At 68.7% G+C, this 18503-nt stretch carries 18 protein-coding genes; 11 read left to right on the forward strand and 7 right to left on the reverse strand.

The window, feature by feature from the left end; genetic code table 11:
* The first annotated feature begins 34 nt into the window (after positions 1-34).
* Entirely contained in the window at positions 35-769 is a 735-nt protein-coding gene (locus tag IEY87_RS08420; RefSeq protein WP_189137903.1) for a hypothetical protein, read from the forward strand.
* 96 nt (positions 770-865) lie between these two features.
* Here the strand turns inward: IEY87_RS08420 and arfA are convergent, their stop codons facing one another.
* Complete coding sequence (arfA, locus tag IEY87_RS08425) at positions 866-2347, reverse strand: arabinosylfuranosidase ArfA (protein ID WP_189137904.1); 1482 nt, start codon at positions 2345-2347, stop codon at positions 866-868.
* A 225-nt stretch (positions 2348-2572) separates the two neighbouring features.
* On the opposite strand from arfA, the gene IEY87_RS08430 reads away from it, so the two are divergent.
* From IEY87_RS08430 to IEY87_RS08465, 8 genes are all read left to right on the forward strand, one after another.
* Positions 2573-3904, forward strand: a complete 1332-nt coding sequence (locus IEY87_RS08430) for an extracellular solute-binding protein (protein WP_225277700.1) — start codon at positions 2573-2575, stop codon at positions 3902-3904.
* Positions 3904-4827, forward strand: a complete 924-nt coding sequence (locus IEY87_RS08435; RefSeq protein WP_189138183.1) for a carbohydrate ABC transporter permease — start codon at positions 3904-3906, stop codon at positions 4825-4827. The genes IEY87_RS08430 and IEY87_RS08435 overlap by 1 nt, the downstream gene beginning before the upstream one ends.
* Complete coding sequence (locus IEY87_RS08440; protein ID WP_189137906.1) at positions 4824-5657, forward strand: carbohydrate ABC transporter permease; 834 nt, start codon at positions 4824-4826, stop codon at positions 5655-5657. The genes IEY87_RS08435 and IEY87_RS08440 overlap by 4 nt, the downstream gene beginning before the upstream one ends.
* A gap of 46 nt (positions 5658-5703) precedes the next feature.
* On the forward strand, positions 5704-6822 hold the full coding sequence (locus IEY87_RS08445; protein WP_189137907.1) for a helix-turn-helix domain-containing protein: 1119 nt from the start codon (positions 5704-5706) through the stop codon (positions 6820-6822).
* The gene (locus tag IEY87_RS08450) at positions 6819-7358 is read left to right on the forward strand and encodes a PIN domain-containing protein (protein WP_189137908.1); all 540 of its coding nucleotides are present in this window, start codon (positions 6819-6821) and stop codon (positions 7356-7358) included. Before IEY87_RS08445 ends, IEY87_RS08450 begins: the two co-directional genes overlap by 4 nt.
* Before the next feature lie 98 nt (positions 7359-7456).
* Entirely contained in the window at positions 7457-8581 is a 1125-nt protein-coding gene (locus IEY87_RS08455) for a monooxygenase (protein WP_189137909.1), read from the forward strand.
* 134 nt (positions 8582-8715) lie between these two features.
* Positions 8716-10089 (forward strand): glycosyl hydrolase family 28-related protein, encoded by a 1374-nt coding sequence (locus IEY87_RS08460; protein ID WP_189137910.1) that lies wholly within the window; start codon positions 8716-8718, stop codon positions 10087-10089.
* A gap of 159 nt (positions 10090-10248) precedes the next feature.
* Positions 10249-10689, forward strand: coding sequence for an ATP-binding protein (locus IEY87_RS08465; protein ID WP_189137911.1), 441 nt, complete (start codon positions 10249-10251; stop codon positions 10687-10689).
* A gap of 22 nt (positions 10690-10711) precedes the next feature.
* Here IEY87_RS08465 and IEY87_RS08470 read toward each other — a convergent pair whose 3' ends face one another.
* The 4 genes from IEY87_RS08470 to IEY87_RS08485 all read right to left on the reverse strand — a co-directional run bounded on the left by IEY87_RS08470 (position 10712) and on the right by IEY87_RS08485 (position 15400).
* Positions 10712-11125, reverse strand: a complete 414-nt coding sequence (locus IEY87_RS08470) for a VOC family protein (protein WP_189137912.1) — start codon at positions 11123-11125, stop codon at positions 10712-10714.
* A 124-nt stretch (positions 11126-11249) separates the two neighbouring features.
* Entirely contained in the window at positions 11250-12488 is a 1239-nt protein-coding gene (locus IEY87_RS08475) for a TolB-like translocation protein (protein ID WP_189137913.1), read from the reverse strand.
* On the reverse strand, positions 12485-12979 hold the full coding sequence (locus IEY87_RS08480) for a SigE family RNA polymerase sigma factor (protein ID WP_189137914.1): 495 nt from the start codon (positions 12977-12979) through the stop codon (positions 12485-12487). Before IEY87_RS08480 ends, IEY87_RS08475 begins: the two co-directional genes overlap by 4 nt.
* Before the next feature lie 147 nt (positions 12980-13126).
* Complete coding sequence (locus tag IEY87_RS08485) at positions 13127-15400, reverse strand: catalase (RefSeq protein WP_189137915.1); 2274 nt, start codon at positions 15398-15400, stop codon at positions 13127-13129.
* 218 nt (positions 15401-15618) lie between these two features.
* On the opposite strand from IEY87_RS08485, the gene IEY87_RS08490 reads away from it, so the two are divergent.
* Together IEY87_RS08490 and IEY87_RS08495 are read left to right on the forward strand one after the other, a co-directional pair.
* Complete coding sequence (locus IEY87_RS08490) at positions 15619-16176, forward strand: TetR/AcrR family transcriptional regulator (protein WP_189137916.1); 558 nt, start codon at positions 15619-15621, stop codon at positions 16174-16176.
* A 9-nt stretch (positions 16177-16185) separates the two neighbouring features.
* The gene (locus tag IEY87_RS08495; RefSeq protein ID WP_225277702.1) at positions 16186-16824 is read left to right on the forward strand and encodes a hypothetical protein; all 639 of its coding nucleotides are present in this window, start codon (positions 16186-16188) and stop codon (positions 16822-16824) included.
* Here the strand turns inward: IEY87_RS08495 and IEY87_RS08500 are convergent.
* Positions 16730-17461 carry a glycosyltransferase family 2 protein gene (locus tag IEY87_RS08500; protein ID WP_189137917.1) on the reverse strand — a complete coding sequence of 244 codons (732 nt, stop codon included), beginning with the start codon at positions 17459-17461 and terminating at the stop codon, positions 16730-16732. The two genes, IEY87_RS08495 and IEY87_RS08500, sit on opposite strands and share 95 nt — an antisense overlap.
* The gene (locus IEY87_RS08505) at positions 17458-18429 is read right to left on the reverse strand and encodes an NAD-dependent epimerase/dehydratase family protein (RefSeq protein WP_189138185.1); all 972 of its coding nucleotides are present in this window, start codon (positions 18427-18429) and stop codon (positions 17458-17460) included. Before IEY87_RS08505 ends, IEY87_RS08500 begins: the two co-directional genes overlap by 4 nt.
* Between the last annotated feature and the right edge of the window lie 74 nt (positions 18430-18503).

The following is an 18503-nucleotide window of genomic DNA, read 5'->3' on the forward strand; positions in this document are numbered from 1 at the left end:
GTGCCGCGTCAGCCGATAACGGTAAGGGAGCGCAATGAGCGACAACACGGAACCGAAGCTGATCTACGGCCAGGGGGCCGAGGCGTGCCCTGAGGGGAACTTCTGTCTTTACCGGGCCAATAACTTCAACGCGGGTCAGACCCCGGGGCGTGGCGACAAGATCCTGGCCATCCCGACGGGCGCGCACGTCAACGACTTCTCCGTGTACGGCTTCGACCACAGCGGCGACGGGGTGAGCGCCGTCGTCAACAACACGGTCGAGGACAACGCGCTCTTCTCGGCCGCCGACCAGCAGGGACACTCGCTACCGGTGGAGCGTGGGGTCTCGATCGCGAGGCTGTCGGACATCCCCATGGCCGGGAGTCCGAACGGCTCCTGGAACGACCAGGCCCAGTCCGCGCTGGCAGCCCGCTTCGTCGGGAATCTGCGCGTCGATCAGGAACTGCGGGGCCACTGGGCGGAAGGCCCAGGGCATCTCTACTCCTACCGGCTCACGATGCACGCCGAGGACACCCGCGTCATGAAATGGGCCGTGGGCTTCGGTGGCCTGCCGGAGGGAAGCTCACTGTCCAAGACCTTCATCGACACCTTCTGGGGCGAAATCCTCCGCGACGGCACCGACGGCGCCGTCCTGCTCGGCTCCCCCCATGGGGGCGGGCACAGCGTCGATCCCGGGACGGCCCTGCTCATCGACATCCAGGTCGTCTACCCCGACCAAAGCCCTGCCTACGAACGCCTCACCGGCCTGAACGCCCAGCAGCTGGGCTGACCCGAGTGGAGCCGAGCAGGCGGAGAACTTCGACGTGCTCACGAAGCGGGGTCTTCGCCTTCCGCGCCTCTCTCAGGACAGCCTTCCGCGCCTCTCTCAGGACAGGTGGATGACGTTCCAGCTCACCGGCGGCAGAAGGACGCGCATCGGATCCTGCTCCACGTTCTCGTTGGGCCGGGGAGAGACCCGGTCGGGGTCGTCGGCGGTGTTGCGGGCGTAGACGTCCGGGTCGGTGAGGGTAGTGGCCGAGGTGATGCGCAGGCCGCGGGCGTCGAGTTCCAGGGAGAGCGGCCCGTCCACAGCCCTGTTGACGGCGAAGACCGTGACCCCCTCGTCCGAGCGCGTGGCGACCGCGTGCAGCAACGGCACTTCGCCGTACTGCGCGCTGTCGTACAGCGGCGAGACCGGCTCGACGCGCAGCACGTCGCCGGCGGCGTACCGAGAAGCCTGGGCGAACGGGTGGAAGGTGGGTTGCCGCCAGGCCCGGCCGCCCGGCTCGGTCATGATCGGGGCGATGACGTTGACGAGCTGGGCGAGCGAGGCGGCGGTCACCCGGTCGCTGTTGCGCAGCAGGCTGATCAGCAGGCCGCCGAAGGCCACCGCGTCGGCCAGGTGATAGTGGTCCTCCAGCAGCGGCGGCGCCACCGGCCAGTCGCTCCCCGGCGCGGCGGCCTGGAAGCGCGACTGGTACCAGATGTTCCACTCGTCGAAGGAGATGTCGATCCGCTTGCGTGACTTGAGCTTGGCGCCGACGTGGTCGGCGGTGGCGACGACCGAGCGGATGAAGTAGTCCATGTCGGTGGAGCAGGCCAGGAAACTGCCGAGGTCGCCGTCCTTCTCCTGGTAGTAGGCGTGGCAGGAGATAAGGTCCACGACGTCGTACGTCTCCTCAAGCACGGTCGCCTCCCACTCGCCGAAGGTCGGCATCCCGGAGCCGGAGCTGCCGCAGGCGACGAGCTCCAGGCCGGGGTCGATCATGCGCATGGCGCGGGCCGTCTCGGCGGCGAGCCGGCCGTACTCGCGGGCGGTCTTGTGCCCGGTCTGCCAGGGGCCGTCCAGCTCGTTGCCCAGGCACCACATCCGGATGTCGTGCGGCTCCTTGGCGCCGTGGGCGACCCGCAGGTCCGAGAGCGTCGTGCCGGACGGGTGGTTGCAGTATTCGAGCAGGTCGAGCGCCTCGGGGATGCCCCGGGTGCCGAGGTTGACGGCCATCATCGGCTCCACGCCGGCCTTGCGGCACCACAGGACGAATTCGTCGACGCCGACCTCGTTCGTCTCGGTGCTGTGCCAGGCGAGGTCGAGCCGGCGCGGGCGGTCCTGCTTGGGCCCGATGCCGTCCTCCCAGCGGTAGCCGGAGACGAAGTTGCCGCCCGGGTAGCGGATGGTGGAGACGCCCAGCTCGCGGGTGAGGTCGAGGACGTCGCGCCGGAAGCCGTCCGCGTCGGCGGTGGGGTGGCCGGGCTCGTAGATGCCCGTGTAGACGCATCGGCCCAGGTGCTCGACGAAGCCGCCGAAGGTGCGGCGACGCACGGGGGCGACCCGGAACGCGGGGTCGATCGTCAGGTGGGCCTGCTGCACGGCGACTCCCTGGGTGCACAGTCGGATGACCTTGATTGTTAGCGCTATCACCAGCGTGGGTCAAGGACGGCAAGCGCTTGCCGGTGGGCCCTTGACAGCGTGTCTGTTACCGCTAACACTCGGGTAATTCCGAAGTGAGCGCACCTCGGACGCTCTCGTCGGATACCGCTCCACTCTGCCGAATCCCTTCAAATGTTAGCGAGAACATTTAGGAAGAGGCTCCCCGTGCCCGGTCCCCCCGCCATCGCCCGCCGGCACCTGCTCGGCGGCGGCCTCGCCCTCCTCAGCACCGCCGCCGCGGGCTGCGCCCTCCCGGTCGGCCTCGGCTCCACCCAGACCCGCGTCAAGTACTGGCACTTCCTCGGCGCGAGCGACGGCATCATCATGAACCAGATGGTCGGCGCGTTCGCCCAGGAGAACGCCGGCATCTTCGTCGAGGAGAACGTGCTCGCCTGGGGTGAGGCCTACTACACCAAGATCGCCATGGCGGGGGCAGGTGGAAGGTCGCCCGACCTGGCGACCTTCCACCTGGCGCGGCTGGCGGGCATCGGCCCCGGCCAGATCCTCGACCCGATCAACGTGGACCTGCTCGCCGAGAACGGCCTTCGACCAGCTGACTTCAGCCCGCCCATCTGGGAACGCGCCCACTACGACGGCACCCTGTACGCGGTGCCGTTCGACGCCCACCCCATGGTGCAGTACTACAACACCGACGTCTGCGGGCGGGCCGGCCTGCTCGGCCCGGACGGCAAGCTGCGGCCGACCAACGGCCCGGACGAGCTGCTGGCCGCGCTGCGCAAGGCCAAGGAGGCGCTCGGCGGCGCGCCGCCCCTGGCCGTGGACGTGCTCGGCCTCGGCACCGTCGGGCCCTGGCGGGTGTGGTGGTCGCTCTACCCGCAGAGCGGCGGCACCCTGGTCTCCGACGACGGCACGCGGATCACCATCGACGACGCCAAGGCGCTCCAGGCGCTGCGGTTCATGCGGCAGCTCGGCGAGGAAGGACTCTGCGACCCGCGGACCGACTACAGTGCGTCCGTCGCCCAGTTCACGAACGGTCAGGCGGCCTTCATGTGGAACGGCGACTGGGAGACCACCGGTCTCAAGGAGCGCGGGACGCCGTTCAGCATGACCCGCTTCCCCAGCGTCTTCGGCAGCGGCGCCGCGCAGGCCGACTGCCACGTGTTCGTCCTGCCGCACCAGCGGGACCGCGACCCGGAGGTGGAACGGGCGACCTACCGGTTCATCGCCTACCTGGTCAAGAACAGCGCCGACTGGGCCGTGGCCGGGCATGTGCCCGCCTACCTGCCCACGCTGGAGGAGCCGGACTACCTGGCGCTGCAGCCGCAGTCGGAGTACCGCTCGGTGATCGCCGACGTCGCCCTCGACCCGCAGGTCTGGTACGCGGGCTCGGCCTCCCGGCTGTGGATCGACTTCGGCGGGGCGTTCTCGCCGGTCGTCAGCGGGGAGCGCACCCCCGAGGAGGGACTGGCCCTGGCCAAGGCCGCGCTGGCCCGGCTGATGGCCGCCCCGATCCCCTTCCCCGCCGAGGAGCGATGATGACGACCACCGTCGCCGCGCCCACCACCGGCAGCGCGCCGCTCGCCGAGGCCAAGGTCCGCCGGAGCTGGACCCAGCACGGGCTGCTGTTCGTCGCGCCCTTCCTGCTGGTCTACCTCGCCTTCCTGGTCTGGCCGACCCTGCTCGGCCTGCGGATGAGCCTGTCCAGCGTGAACATCGCGGGCAGCAACGACCGCCTCGTCGGGTTCGCCAACTACGCCGAGGCGTTCGGCGATCCCCGCATGTGGCGCTCGTTGTGGAACACCGTCGTCTTCACCGCGCTCAGCACGGTCCCGCTGGTGCTCCTCGGCCTGCTGTTCGCGCTGCTGGTGCACAACCTGCGGTTCATGCAGTGGCTGTGGCGGCTGTCGTTCTTCGGGCCGTTCCTGCTGCCGTCGGCCGTGGTGTCGATCCTGTGGCTGCGGATGATCTACCCGCCCGACTTCGGCCTGCTGAACGGCACCCTGGGCACCGACATCCTGTGGCTGGGCGACCCCGGCCTGGCCATGTGGTCGATGGTGCTGACCACCGTGTGGTGGACGGTCGGCTTCAACTTCCTGCTCTACCTGGCCGCCCTGCAGTCCATCCCGCAGCACCTGTACGAGGCCGCCGCCATCGACGGGGCCTCCGCCTGGGACAAGCTCCGCGCCATCACCCTGCCGATGCTGAGCCGTACGACCGCGCTCATCGTGATCCTGCAACTCCTGGCCTCGCTCAAGGTCTTCGACCAGATCTACCTGATGACCGGCGGCGGGCCCGAGGACGCCACCCGGCCGATCATCGAGTACGCCTACGACATGGGCTTCACCAGCTATCGCATCGGTTACGCGTCGGCCGTCTCGTACATCCTCTTCGTTCTGATCGTTGTCGTTTCCCTGGTGCAGCTCCGGTTGTTCCGCAAGCGCGAGGAGGCCTCGTCATGACCAAGAGGTTCAGCCCGAGCCAGCTCGTCCTGCTGGTCATCGCGGTCATCCTGGCCGCCGTCTGGATCGCGCCCATCGCGTGGGGGCTGGCGACGTCGCTCAAACCGGAGGACGAGACCACCGTCATCCCGTTGCAGTGGTTCGGCAGCGAGCTCACCTTCGACGCCTACGCGCTGGTCCTGGGCACCGGCGGCATCGTCAAGTGGGCGATCAACTCGGTGGTCACCGCCGTCATCGTCACCTTCCTGACCGTGCTGTTCTCGGCGATGGCGGCGTACGGCTTCGCGCGCACCCAGTTCAGAGGGCAGCGGGCGCTGCTGGGCCTGATCCTGGCCGGCATCATGGTGCCGCCGCACGTGCTGATCGCCCCGCTGTTCGCCCAGATGGTGGCGCTCGGGCTGGTCGACACCTGGTGGGCGATCATCCTGCCGCAGGTGGCGGCGCCGCTGATCGTCTTCATCCTGTACAAGTTCTTCCAGGACGTGCCGCCGGAGTTGGAGCAGGCGGCGTTCGTGGACGGCGCGGGCCGCTGGCGGGTGTTCTTCACCATCGTCCTGCCGCTGTCCCGCCCGGTGCTGGCAGCGGTGTCGATCTTCACCTTCATCACCACCTGGAACAACTTCCTCTGGCCCTTCCTGGTCTCCACCGACCCGAACACGATGACCCTGCCGGTAGGCCTGGCCAACGTCGTCCAGGGCACCTTCGGCCTGCGCTACGCCCAAATCATGGCTTCGGTGATGCTCGCCGGCCTTCCCCTCCTGGTGGTGTTCGTCCTCTTTCAACGCCAAATAATCCGAGGAGTCGCCCACACCGGCCTCGCCGGCCAGTGACACAGCGTTATTGCGATTTTCGCAAAAGAAACGTAGGCTCGGATCCATGCCCGGGGAGACGACCAAGCGAATACAGCGGCTGATCACCGAAAGCGCTCTCACCCAGACGGAGTTCGCCGCCAGGGCCGGTCTCGACGCCTCCAAGTTCTCCAAGTCCATGAGCGGCGTACGGCGATTCACCTCGTTGGACCTGGCCCGCATCGCTGAGGTCGGCGGTGTCACCGTCGACTGGCTGCTAGGCATCGACAGGCCGGCGCCTGCGCTCGCCGCCCGGACCCGAGGCTCCACGACGTCCGAGCAGGAAGCCGTTGCGGAAGCCGAACGGCTGGCGCAGTTCTGGGCCGACCTGACCTTCCTCGGCTACGAACAGCCGCGGGTGGCGTTGGCCGCCCTCCCCCCACGAGGCAGATGCATCGACCAGGGACGTGAGCTCGCGGAGTCGGCCCTGCGGCTCGCAAAGAGCCAGAACGTCGAGCCGTGGCAGAAACGAGACCTCGCTCCCCTGGTCGAGGACCTGTTCGGCATCGACGTTCGGATCATGCGCTTTTCGGCCGGCTACGAGGGGTTGAGCTGGAGTGACGACGCCTGCAAACTGGTGATCGTCGGCACCTCGGACATCCCGGCACGGCAACGGTTCACGATCGCCCACGAGCTCGGCCACCTGATCGCAGGGGACGACCAAGGGCTGCACCTGGATCCCAACCTGAGTGACGCGGCGCACAGGAAGAACCCCTCCGAGATTCGAGCCAATGCCTTCGCCACGGAGTTCCTCCTGCCCCGCGAGGTGTTGAAGGAGAAGGCCCGGGAGAGGGACTGGTCGGATCGATCGTTCGCTGAGCTGGCCTGTGATCTCTACGTCTCACCTGTGAACCTCGCCTGGCGTCTGTTCAATCTCGATCTGATCGACAGCGAACAGTGCGCCAGATTCAGGGCCATCTCCGCACTACAGGCCGCTACGCTCGCCGATCGGCTGGAGTCCCACTGGGCGTGGATCGCCTCGGCCGGACAGCCACGGATCTCCGTGCCTCTGGTGCGAACGGCATTCCAGGCTTACCAGCAGGGAGACACCACGCTGCGCCCCCTCGCCAATCTCCTCCGCGTGGACACCGCACATCTGCGGCAAGCCATGGACGGGGCACGAGAGGAATCTCCCCTGTCCTCATGAGCTACTACGTCTATTGGTTCCCCGACAACACCGTCCTGATCAACTTCGCGTGTGTCTCACGCTTGGATCTCCTGAAGGAGATCCTCCGGGGTCGTGGGCGGTGGACGGACGCGATCGCCGACGAAGCTGCACGATCGGCTCGCTTCTACCCCGACTTGGCCGACATCGCTCGGGAGGCGTGGCTCGGTGATCCGATCGAGGTGACGAGCAGTCAAGAGCAGCTGCTCGTCGAACGTATTCGCCGAGCGGCCTTCGGTGGACCTGCTGACCAGCCTCGCAAGCACCTCGGTGAGGCGTTGACTTGCCACGTCATTCGATCCAGGCCCGAATTCTCCGCTTCCTTCTGGATCACCGACGATCGTGACGCAGCCGAGTACGCCAAAGGTCAGGGAATCGCCACGCGCGACACGCAGGATCTGATCTCTGAGGGCGTCCAAGATGGGTGCGTCAGCCGGGATGACGGGTTCAAGCTTCTCCAGGAGATGAGCCGCCTGGGCCGGGCGGTTCGCGTGCCGCCCAGCCCGTCCAGCCTGTGAACCCGTGCCCGGCTACGACCACGGGCCTCCTTCTGGAGGACTACGGAAACGTTCTGCGGAAGGATGTCCTGCGGCGTTTCGCGGGTCACAGTTGAGGGATGAAGCCACTCATCCGGACGGCCGTCGCTCTGGCCGTGGTCGTTCTGCTCGCAGCGTGTGGGGTTACGCCGCCGGAGTCCGCTGGGCATGGCGGGCATGGCGGGCAGGGGGGTGCGCCGGTGGTCGCGCCGTTGCGGGACGGGGAGCGGTTCATGTCGCTGACGATGGCGGAGGCGTACACGCCGTCGGCGCCCAGGGGCGGTACCGATGACTACCGGTGCTTCGTCATCGACCCAGGGCTGAGCGAGCAGGCGTTTCTGACCGGTGCTCAGTTCCTGCCGCAGAACGTCGAGATCGTGCACCACGCGATCTTCTTCAGGCTCGATCCCGAGCGGGCGGCCGAGGCGAGCCGGCGGGACGAGAGCACGCCCGGTCAGGGGTGGACCTGCTTCGGCGACGCCGGGATCGAGGAGGCGGCGTGGGTGGCGCACTGGGCGCCGGGCACCAAGGAGATCCTGCTCGATCCGGCGTACGGCTACGCCATGCCGCCGGGGAGCAAGCTGGTCATGCAGGTGCACTACAACACGCTGAACGTGGAAGGGGAGCCGGGCAGCGACCGGTCGGGGATCCGGCTGCGGGTCACCGGCAGGAAGGTGAAGGAGTTGGACACCGTGCTGTTCCCGGCTCCGGTGGAGCTGCCCTGCACCAAGGAGGAGTCCGGTCCGCTGTGCGACCGGGAGGCCGCCGTCAAGGATGTCGGGCGCCGGTTCGGTCAGGGGTCCGAGGCCCAGGTGGGGGTGCTCGCGCAGGAGTGCGGCACACCGAAGCCGGGGCCGACCCAGCACTGCGACTTTCCCATCGAGGGTCCCGCGAAGGTGCACGCCCTGGCCGGCCACATGCACCTGCTCGGCCGGGCCATCAAGGTCGAGCTCAACCCGGGGACCGACCGGGCGCGGACGCTGCTCGACGTGCCCACGTACAACTTCGACGACCAGGCGCTGCGGCCGCTGCCCGAGCCGGTGACCGTCGACAGGGGTGACGTGGTCCGGGTGACCTGCACGCACGACGCCAAACTGCGCTCGATGCTGCCGGAGCTGAGCAAGCTGGAGCCCCGCTATGTCGTGTGGGGCGAGGGCACCAGCGACGAGATGTGCCTGGGCATCGTCATCGTGTCCGCCACTTGAGGGCTCATGACGGGCAATTACCCACATAGCGTGAAAAATTAGCCCATTTCGATGGTACGGCGGGGCGCGGGACTCTACGGTGGCGGTGATCATGCCCCCTCGGGCGTTCATCAACGCAAGGAGCTGTTGTCAGCATGTCCGGAAACAACAGGGATGAGCAGCCCAGCAAGCTCAGCCGACGCGCGCTGGCCGCCACAGGTGTGGGCGCGCTGGCGGCCTGGGGCGCCCATCCCGCCACGGCCGCGGCCGCCGCCGCGACCGCCGTCGACCCGTCCGTCTACCGGGTCGACGTGAAGGATTACGGCGCCAAGGGCGACGGCAGGACCGACGACTCCGACGCGATCAGGGCGGCGGTCACCGCGGCCATCGCCGGCCGGAACGCGGGCGTGGTCCAGAAGGAGATCTTCTTCCCGCCGGGCAACTACCGGGTGACGAAGAAGGACACCCTGATGTGGTCGCCCACCACCGGGAACGCCGACCAGATCTTCGGCCTGCGCTACCGCGGCAGCGGCGCGCGGGTGACCACCATCACCTTCGACACCACCTTCGGCGCCACCGACGACCCCCGCGAGAACAACCTGATCACGTCGGCGGTCCGGCTGCGCTACACCTACTTCCAGGACATGGCGTTCAAGTCCGACAACCTGAACAACCGCTTCGCCTACTTCTGGTCGGTCAACGCCAGCGACGACAACTCGCAGTATCCCGACTACGGCCACGGGCAGAACCAGTATTTCGTCTACGAGAACGTTGAGTGGAAGGGCAAGTGGGACCGGGTCATCGGGCTCGACGGCGACCACAAGGCCAACAACAACAGCGAGCACCACTTCATCCTGTGCTCGACGGACACCGTCTCGGAGTTCAAGGACGCGTTCCTGCACTGCGGGATCTCCAGCCCCGCCGATCGCAATCTGCAGAACCAGTTCCTCAACTACTTCATGCTGTCCTGCAACTTCGCGGTGGCCGGCGGCGACTTCTTCCGGTTCGACCGGGGCGGGTCGATCAACGTGATCGGCGGCTCCTGGTCGACGGTGGGCAACGACAAGCCGGTCCGCTACTTCTACATGCCGCTGGCCAACGGCGAGATCAGCGCGACCCGGTTGTACGTCACCGGGGTGCGGTTCGAGCCGAAGGGCGCCCAGCACAAGATCATCGACTGTAACTGGAACAACGGCTCGGTGGTGTTCACCTCGTGCTCCGACATGGCCGCGCTCCAGTCGTCCAACCCCGGTGGCCACGCCGCCGTGAACTGGGGCCTGCACCGGTACGCCGCCACCGCCAACCGGCTGCCGATCGTCCGCTACCAGGACTGCACGCTGGCCGGCTTCCATGACGTCGACGCCGCCGGGTCCGCCTTGACCCACGGCAAGATGATTTACGAGGGCTGCCGTTTTTATCACAACGCCAGCGCGGTGGGCACGGCCTCGCCCAATTTCCTCCGTTACCGGAGTGCGCCGAAGCGTTTCGCCTTCCGTGACTCCTGGGCCACCCCCGACGTCGAAGGCTAAGTCTCCCTGTCCAAGTGGATGGTCGCCCATATCCGCGCGTGCTTGAATTATCACTCCAACGGGACGCCCGGACATTCAACCCGAGACCCACCTCTTTGCGTACACGTTTGGACAGTGCTCGCAGACGGGCCTTTCCGCCCCGTTGAGGAGAGGGACGACATGACCAGACTGCGATCAGCACCGCAGAGCCGCATGCAGTACGTGTGGCCGTTGGACGGCGACGTCCAGGCGGTGGGTCATGCCCGGACGACCATCCGAACGTTGTTGACCCAATTGAAAATCACAGCCGACATCGTCGACGACGCCGTGCTGATGGTCAGCGAGCTGGTGACCAACGCCTTCCTGTACGGGGACGCGCCGTACGAGATGGTGTTGAACGTCGATCACAAGGAGATCGTGTGCGTGGTGGTGGACAGCGGGGAGCCGCTGCCCGCCCCACGTGCTCCTGACCTGCACTCCGAGGGCGGCCGGGGGCTGCACATCGTGGCGGCACTGTCCAACGGCGTGCACGGCAGCCACCGCCGGCACTATCTCACCTGGCCCGAGCTGACGGGCAAGGCCACCTGGTTCGCCCTTCCCCGCACCGCCGGCGCGACCTGACAGGAAGGAACGCTTACGGCGCCTACTCCGCGTAGGGCTGGTCCGCTCCCTGGGCGCTGTAGCCGAGACTCCAGATGTAGCCGTCCGGGTCGGCGAAGGAGCCGCCGTACCCGCCCCACGGCAGGGCGCCGGCGGGCTTGAGGATGGTGGCGCCGGCCTTCTCGGCCTCCGCGATGATCTCGTCGACCCGTGCCTCGCTGCGGACCACATAGGTGAGGACGAGCCCGCTGAAGCCGCTGCCCTCCGCACTCGTGCCCACCTGGGCGGCCAGGCCCTCGCGACCGTAGAAGCCGACGGGCGAGGCGCCGTCCGACTCGAAGAACACCGAGATGCCGTAGTCGTTCTTGATCTTCCAGCCGAGCCCTTCGGTGTAGAACCGCTTGGCCCTGTCCATGTCCTGGACGGCGAGGAGGATCGAGCTCACGTGCGCTTTCATGCCTGGTCTCCTTGGTGCTTCGGGGTGATGCAAGCAACGCTACAAACGACCCCCTGCCGGGCGCTTCTCCATTCGTGCTCGCTTCGGCCGTCCGTTCTGCCGGGTCACCGCGGGTTCCGGACGATCATCGGATGGCCCTCAGATTCACGATCACCTGCTTGCCGTCCCGGTCGTACCGGAACAGCCCGGGCGCCCGGGCGTCCAGCACCGCCACGGGCATTCCCCACTGCTCCCCTCTCTTGGCCGGCCGCATCCCGAGGTCGGCGCCCCGGCGCGTGGTCACGTCGTACAGCACCTGACCGCGCGGCCCGCCTCCCTCGGCCCGCTGCAGCAGGAGGAGGAAGCGGTCGAGCGCCGGTGAGGAGGAGGCATCGGTCATGCCGGGCAGGTCCCGGGTGCTGCCCTCGCGGCTCACCAGGGTGCCGCTCTTCACGCACCAGCTGATCCCGCAGAAGGCGGGCGGCTCGACAGCGGCCTTGCTGCGCTTGCCCGTCTTGATGTCGAGCAGATCGCCGAAGATCACCCGCTTCTTCTTCCACTTCTTGTGGTCGTAGGGCGGGGTGGCGGCCCAGGGCCAGCTGATCAGCGTGTACGCGGACGTGCCGGGCAGCAGCCGGGGCGTGCCGCCCGACAGCGGCATCTCGAAGACGCCGCCTTTGCCCCACCGCGTCCACACCGCCTTGTCGCCGACGATCTCCAGGTCGATGCCGCCGTAGCCGGGCACGCCCTCGAAGGTGGTCAGCCGGCTCTGCGTGCCGCCGGCGCGGGGCGCGGTCCAGATGTCCACGATCCGCCTGCGCTCCTGCTTGCGCACGGTCCACCAGTACAGCCGATCGCGGTCGGCCAGCACGGACCCCGTGGTGATGACGGTCTTGGGAGGCGGCGTGACCCGCACGAGCAGCCGCGCCGTCCGTGCCTTGACGTCGTAGGCCCACAGGCCGTCCACCTTGTCGGCGTCGCCGTCCTTCTCCGTGCGGACCAGCACGGTGCGGTCGTCGAGGAACACCTCCGGCGTGAAAGGCCTGCCGTTCGGCAGCATCGCGGGCACGACGTGCACGGCACCGGGCCAGACCTTCTCGATGGGCGGGTAGGTCTTGTCCGCCTTCGGGACCGGCGCCTCGGTGGTGGCGACGGCGGGCGAGGGCGTCGCCGCCGGCGTTTCTCCTGCGGCGTCGATCACCAACGGCGCGCCGGCGGTCAACAGGACCACGGACGCGGCGGCGGCGAACCACACCGCGCCGTGCCGGTGGCGCTTGCGGTGCTCCTCCTCGATGCGCGCCAGCAGGTCGTCAGCGGGGCGGGGGGCGTGCCGGGCCGCGGCGGCGAGCTCAGCGGTCAGGGACATCTCCAGGTCGTCGGTCACGTGACGTACCCCATGTTCTTTACGATTTCGGGCAGGTCGCCACGGAGCTTGTCCAGGGCGCGGGAGGCCTGGCTGCGCACCGTTCCGCGAGAGACGCCGAGGACGTCGGCGATCTCGGCGTCCGTCAACTGCTCGTAGTACCGCAGCACGAGCACGGCACGCTGGCGGGGCGGCAGCTTGGACAGCGTCCTCCAGAGGCCGGAGCCCTCGTAGGGGGCGTCCTCATAGGCGCTGTCGGGTGGCGTGGCCGTGATGTGCTCACGCCTGCGCATCCGCCAGGAGTTGATGTGCAGGCGTGTCATCGTCGTCCGGACGTAGCCGTCCAGCGCGTTCTTCCGGCGCACCCGCGACCACGAGCCGCGCAGCCGGACCAGGGCCTCCTGCACCAGGTCGGCCGCGTCGTGGGGGTTGCCTGTCAGTACGTAGCCGTAGCGGAGTAATCCGTCCACGCGTTCGGCCACGTACTGCTCGAACAGCGGATCTTCCTGCACTCCCGCATCCTCCTCCGTCCCGGTCTAGACGGAACGGAGGTGGCAAGTGTTGCACCTGGCGTCAAATGCCTCGATACGGCTCAAGGGTCAGCGCGGTCCGACGGAACCGGACCGCCGTCTCGCGCGGTGCACCACGGCAGGCAGAGGTCAGGTCAGGGAGGCGGCGGCGGGGAAGCGGTCCCAGACGCGGTGCGTCCCCAGGAGTTCGAGCGTTTCCCGCAGGACCGACGTGCCGTCGTCGCCGAGGAGCACGCCCGGAGCCTGCGCGGGCACCCCCGCCTCGGAGAAGGCCTGCGAAGCCGTTCCCCAGCCGCCGAGCGGCTTGCCGTGGCGGTAGACCTCCGCGATCAACAGCAGCACCCGTGGGTCGACCGGCGCGTCCGCGCCACCGGCCGCCTTCGCGTCGCGCGCTCCGTACGCGTCCTTGCCGGGTGCGGGGGCGCCCGCCACCAGCAGCGCGTCGAACTCGACGGACCGTGCGGTGACGAAGGTGCGCTGCACCGGCAGCGTCCCGCCGAGCTTCCCGCCGGTCGGCGCGATGATCAACGGCACCAGCCCGCCGTCGAGCACCGCCTGGCGCACGGCGCCGAGCGCCGCCACGTCGCCGTTGCCGTCGCCGTCTCCGGCGACGATGCCGATGATCCGGCCGTCGGCCGGCCAGGTCTGCCCGATCTGGGACAGCGCCGGGCTCGGCGGCGAGTCCGCCAGCGGCTGGGACGCGGCCGGCGCGGGCAGCCCGAGCCCTTCGGCGACCTGCCGGCACAGGACGGAGTCGATGTTCGCGAGCACTCCCAGGTAGCGTTCCTTGACGGCCTGCTCGTAGCACTTGCCCAGCTCGAAGGTGTAGGCCGCGATGATGTGCTCACGCTCGACCGGCGACATGCTCAGCCAGAACAGCCGCGCCTGGCTGAAGTGGTCGGCGTACGAGGCGGGCGCCTCACGCACCTTCCGGCCGGACACCTCCAGCGGCACCTCGACGTACGCCCCCTCGGCCGCGCCCGCGGTGAAGGGGCAGCCGCCGTCGAGCGAGTTAGGCCGGTACGGCGCGACACCCCGATGCACGGCCGTCTGATGGAACCCGTCCCGCAGCATGTCGTTGACCGGCGCGTGCGGGCGGTTGATCGGGATCTGCGCGAAGTTGGGCCCCGCCAGCCGGGTGATCTGGGTGTCGAGATAGGAGAACAGCCGCCCGGCCAGCAGCGGGTCGTCGGTGACGTCGATGCCGGGCACCAGGTGGCCGACGTGGAAGGCGACCTGCTCGGTCTCGGCGAAGAAGTTGGCCGGGTTGGCGTTGAGGGTGAGCAGGCCGATCCGCTGGACCGGGGCCAGCTCCTCAGGGACGATCTTCGTCGAGTCCAGCAGGTCGATTCCCTCGAACGTCTGCTCCGGCGTGTCGGGGAAGACCTGGATGCCCAGCTCCCACTGCGGGTGGGCGCCCGCCTCGATCGCGTCGGCGAGGTCGCGCCGGTGGAAGTCCGGATCCACGCCGCCGAGCAGCTGCGCCTCCTCCCAGACCAGGGAGTGCACGCCGAGCTTGGGCTTCCAGTGGAACTTCACCAGCGTGGTCGCCCCCTCCGCGTCCACCAGCCGGAAGGTGTGGACGCCGAAGCCCTCCATCATCCGGTAGGAGCGCGGGATGCCACGGTCGGACATGTTCCACAGCGTGTGGAAGGTCGCCTCGGTGTGCAGGCCGGCGAAGTCCCAGAACGTGTCGTGCGCGGTCTGCGCCTGCGGGATCTCCCGATCCGGATGCCACTTGGCGGCATGGATGACGTCCGGGAACTTGATCGCGTCCTGGATGAAGAACACCGGTATGTTGTTGCCGACCAGGTCGAACACCCCCTCGGAGGTGTAGAACTTGGTCGCGAACCCCCGCGTGTCCCGTACGGTGTCCGCCGACCCGCGCGAGCCGATCACGGTGGAGAAACGCACGAAGACCGGCGTCTCGACATCCTTGCCGAGAAAGGCGGCCTTGGTGATGTTCGAGGCGGCCCCGTAACCACGGAAGACGCCGTGCGCCCCCGCGCCGCGCGCGTGCACGACCCGCTCGGGGATGCGCTCGTGGTCGAAGTGCATGACCTTCTCGCGCAGGTGGTGGTCCTGCAGCAGGACCGGGCCGCGCGGGCCCGCCTTGAGCGAGTGGTCGGTGTCCCGCAGCCGCAGCCCCTGGGCGGTCGTCAGGTACGCGCCGTCCTGCGCCACCTTCGCCTGCGGAGCGCCGGTGGGCTGCCCGGTGGGCGAGAAGGTGTCCGGCCCGCTCTGGTCGGGCTTGGGCGGCAGCGGCTCCCTGGGCTCGGTCGGCTCCTCCAGGGACGGTGGCGCACTGTTCGGAACCCCGGGAATCTCGGCCGGACCCCCATCGCCGGTGACCGCGCCGACGACCTTGTCCACTGCCGATCTGATGGGGTGGGACTGCTCCATGCTCTCTCCTTGGCGTGCGGCTGCGTCACTGGGTGGCGTGGGCAGATACCCCCACGGCAGGCCGCCACGCTGAGCTTTACAGCGCCCTCAGGCGAATCGCATCCGCTGTTGATCCGCAGCGATGGCCAGGTCAACGGGCGCGTACCGATTGACATCTTTAGCTATGTCCAATAGCTTTTAAGATATGCAACGTAGCTACGGGAACGGGGACACTGACCATGCCTAGAGCCGGGCTCACCCCCAGCCGGGTCGTCGACGCCGCCATCGAACTCGTTGACAAGCACGGCCTTCCAGCGCTGACCCTCGCCGCCGTCGCCGAGCACTGCGGCGTCGCGGCCCCGTCGCTCTACAAGCACGTGAGCAACATCGCGGACCTGCGCACTCTGGTCGGCATTCGTGTGATGGAGGAGATGACGGACAGTTTCACGGCCACCGTGCTCGGCCGCAGCGGCACCGACGCCATCACCTCGCTCATGCGGGCCTACCGCGCCTACGTGACCGCACACCCCGCCCGCTACGCGGCCGTCCCCGTCAACCCGCTGCACCAGCAGGAATACGCCGCCTCCGGGCGCCGCATGCTCGGGGTCATGCAAGCCGCGCTGCGCCCCTGGCAGCTCGACGAGAACGAATTGATCCACACGATCCGGGCCGCCAGAGTCATCGTCCACGGCTTCGCGTCACTGGAGGCGGCGGGTGGCTTCGGTCTGCCACACGACCTCGACGAAACCTACGAGCGCCTGATCCGGCTGTTCCTGGCCACCCTCCCCCCGCTTTAGGAGATCGCCGTGCCCCTCACCCACACCCGGCTCGCTGCCGCCGCTCTGACCGCGGCCGGTGTGCTGTTCTTCCTCTACCCGGCGCTTCGCCCGTGGGCGGATGAGTCCACAGCCGACGGCGCCCTGCACGCGCTGTCCTCGCCATGGTGGGTGGCGACCCACCTCTTCGCGATGATCGGGTTCATCCTCGTCCCGCTGGCGCTGCTGCCGATCAACCGTACCGCCGCCGTCATCATGTGGATCGGCGCGGGACTGACCCTGCCCTACTACGGCGCGGAGAACTTCGCCCTGAACGCACTCGCCATCAAGGTGAGCGACGGACAGCAGTTGGACCTGCTCGACCTCACGGAGAGCATCCGCTACCACCCGGTAGCGGCCACCACGTTCCTCATCGGCCTGATCCTGCTGGGCGCCGGCGCACTCACCGCCGCCGTCGCGATCTGGCGCTCCGGTGTGCTGCCTCGATTCAGCGCAGTGCTCTTCGGCATCGCCTTCGCCCTGTTCATCCCGCAGTTCTTCGTCGGCGAGGCCGGGCGAATCGCGCACGGTGTGCTCATGGCCGCCGGATGCGGGTGGCTTGCGCTCTCCCTCTGGCGGACCCGCACCTCCCCACTTGATCGCCCCCACTGGGCTGAATCTCGGCCATGACTCGTCGCATGTCGGCGATGGCGCGCAGGGTCCCACGGAGGGTGCCGGTCACTTTGGAACGTCCTGTCCGGGCCAGGTAGTCCACGTCTACCTCGGCGATCCGCCAGCCGGCTGCGGCGGCCCGGAGCACCGTCTCCAGGGGGTAGCCGAAGCGGCGGTCGGTCAGGCCGAGGGCCAGCAGCGAGGAGCGCCTGGCCGCCCGCATGGGGCCGAGGTCGTGCAGCGGCGCGCTCGTGCGCCGGCGCAAGGTGCGGGCGAGGACGGCGTTACCCAGCCGGGCGTGCGGGGGCCAGGCCCCTGCGGTCTGCGGCACGCGTCGTCCGAGTACGAGGTCGCTGCTCCCGTCGAGCACCGCACTGGCCACCCGGGGCAACTGGGCGGGATCGAGCGAGGCGTCGGCGTCCATGAAACAGATGAGCTCGGCGGACGCGGCCAGCAATCCGGCATGGCAGGCGGCACCGAAGCCGCGCCTGGGTTCGTGGACCACCTGCGCCCCGAGGTCGTGCGCGATCTGTGCGGAGTGGTCGGTGGAGCCGTTGTCGACCACGATGGGGCGATAGCCGTCGGGCATGCGCCCGAGTATCCAGCCGAGCGCGGCTTCCTCGTTCAGGCAGGGCAGGATCACGTCGATCGTCATGACCGGGCGAACTCCTTCATCCCCGTATCGAAGCCGATCTCGGCGCGGAAGCCGAGCTCGGTCTCGGCCCGCTCGGGCGAGGCGACGATGTGGCGGACATCGCCCAGCCGGTAATCCCCGGTGACCCGCGGGCTCGGCCCGCCCTGTTCGGTGGCCAGCGCGCAGGCCATCTCGCCCACGGTGTGGGGGGTGCCGGAGGCGATGTTCCAGGCCCGCGACTCGCCGGGCCGGCCGGGCGCCACCAGAGCCGCGAGATTCGCCCTGGCCACGTCGCGCACGTGGACGAAGTCACGGAGCTGCCGGCCGTCTTCGAACACCTTCGGCGCCCGGCCCGCCCGCAGTTCGGAGCGGAAGATCGCCGCCACTCCGGCGTACGGGGTGTCGCGGGGCATACGCGGCCCATAGACGTTGTGATAGCGCAGCGCTGCCGCGCTCCCGCCCGTCTCCCTGGACCAGTTGGCGGCCAGGTGCTCCTGGGCGAGCTTGCTGGTGGCGTAGGCGTTGCGCGGATCGGGTGGTGCGTCCTCCTTGATCACCGCACTGCGCACCGGCTCGCCACATCGCGGGCAGGCCGGTTCGAACCGGCCGCGCTCCAGGTCATCGACGGCACGGGGGCCGGGCCTGACCTGGCCGTGCGTGGCGCACTCGTACCGGCCCTCGCCGTAGACCACCATCGAGGACGCCAGCACCAGCCGCCCGATGCCGTGCCTGGCCATGGCGGCCAGCAGGACGGCCGTGCCGTACACGTTGACCGAGGCGTAGTCGGGCAGATCGGAGACGTCCACGCCGAGACCCACCTTGGCCGCCTGGTGCACGACGACATCGACGCCCGGCAGCAGCGTGTCCAGGGTCGCCGCGTCGCGGACGTCGGCGCCGCACCGCAGATCCAGGCCGACGACGTCGTGACCCGCCGCTTGCAGGATCTCGGCAACGTGTCCGCCGATGAAACCGGCCGAGCCGGTGACCATCACTCTCACGCCGCCGACGGTAACCCGCCACCTGCGCGCACCGAAGCTGTGTAAGCACTTCGTAAGGGTTCTTA

Source organism: Nonomuraea glycinis, assembly GCF_014646515.1.
Classification (GTDB): Bacteria; Actinomycetota; Actinomycetes; order Streptosporangiales; family Streptosporangiaceae; genus Nonomuraea; species Nonomuraea glycinis.

Coding starts and splice junctions, on each gene's coding strand:
- IEY87_RS08420 (WP_189137903.1), top strand. CDS start 35: ATGAGCGACAACACGGAACCGAAGCTGATCTACGGCCAGGGGGCCGAG.
- IEY87_RS08435 (WP_189138183.1), top strand. CDS start 3,904: ATGACGACCACCGTCGCCGCGCCCACCACCGGCAGCGCGCCGCTCGCC.
- IEY87_RS08440 (WP_189137906.1), top strand. CDS start 4,824: ATGACCAAGAGGTTCAGCCCGAGCCAGCTCGTCCTGCTGGTCATCGCG.
- IEY87_RS08445 (WP_189137907.1), top strand. CDS start 5,704: ATGCCCGGGGAGACGACCAAGCGAATACAGCGGCTGATCACCGAAAGC.
- IEY87_RS08450 (WP_189137908.1), top strand. CDS start 6,819: ATGAGCTACTACGTCTATTGGTTCCCCGACAACACCGTCCTGATCAAC.
- IEY87_RS08455 (WP_189137909.1), top strand. CDS start 7,457: ATGAAGCCACTCATCCGGACGGCCGTCGCTCTGGCCGTGGTCGTTCTG.
- IEY87_RS08460 (WP_189137910.1), top strand. CDS start 8,716: ATGTCCGGAAACAACAGGGATGAGCAGCCCAGCAAGCTCAGCCGACGC.
- IEY87_RS08465 (WP_189137911.1), top strand. CDS start 10,249: ATGACCAGACTGCGATCAGCACCGCAGAGCCGCATGCAGTACGTGTGG.
- IEY87_RS08470 (WP_189137912.1), bottom strand. CDS start 11,125: ATGAAAGCGCACGTGAGCTCGATCCTCCTCGCCGTCCAGGACATGGAC.
- IEY87_RS08485 (WP_189137915.1), bottom strand. CDS start 15,400: ATGGAGCAGTCCCACCCCATCAGATCGGCAGTGGACAAGGTCGTCGGC.
- IEY87_RS08490 (WP_189137916.1), top strand. CDS start 15,619: ATGCCTAGAGCCGGGCTCACCCCCAGCCGGGTCGTCGACGCCGCCATC.
- IEY87_RS08500 (WP_189137917.1), bottom strand. CDS start 17,461: ATGACGATCGACGTGATCCTGCCCTGCCTGAACGAGGAAGCCGCGCTC.
- IEY87_RS08505 (WP_189138185.1), bottom strand. CDS start 18,429: ATGGTCACCGGCTCGGCCGGTTTCATCGGCGGACACGTTGCCGAGATC.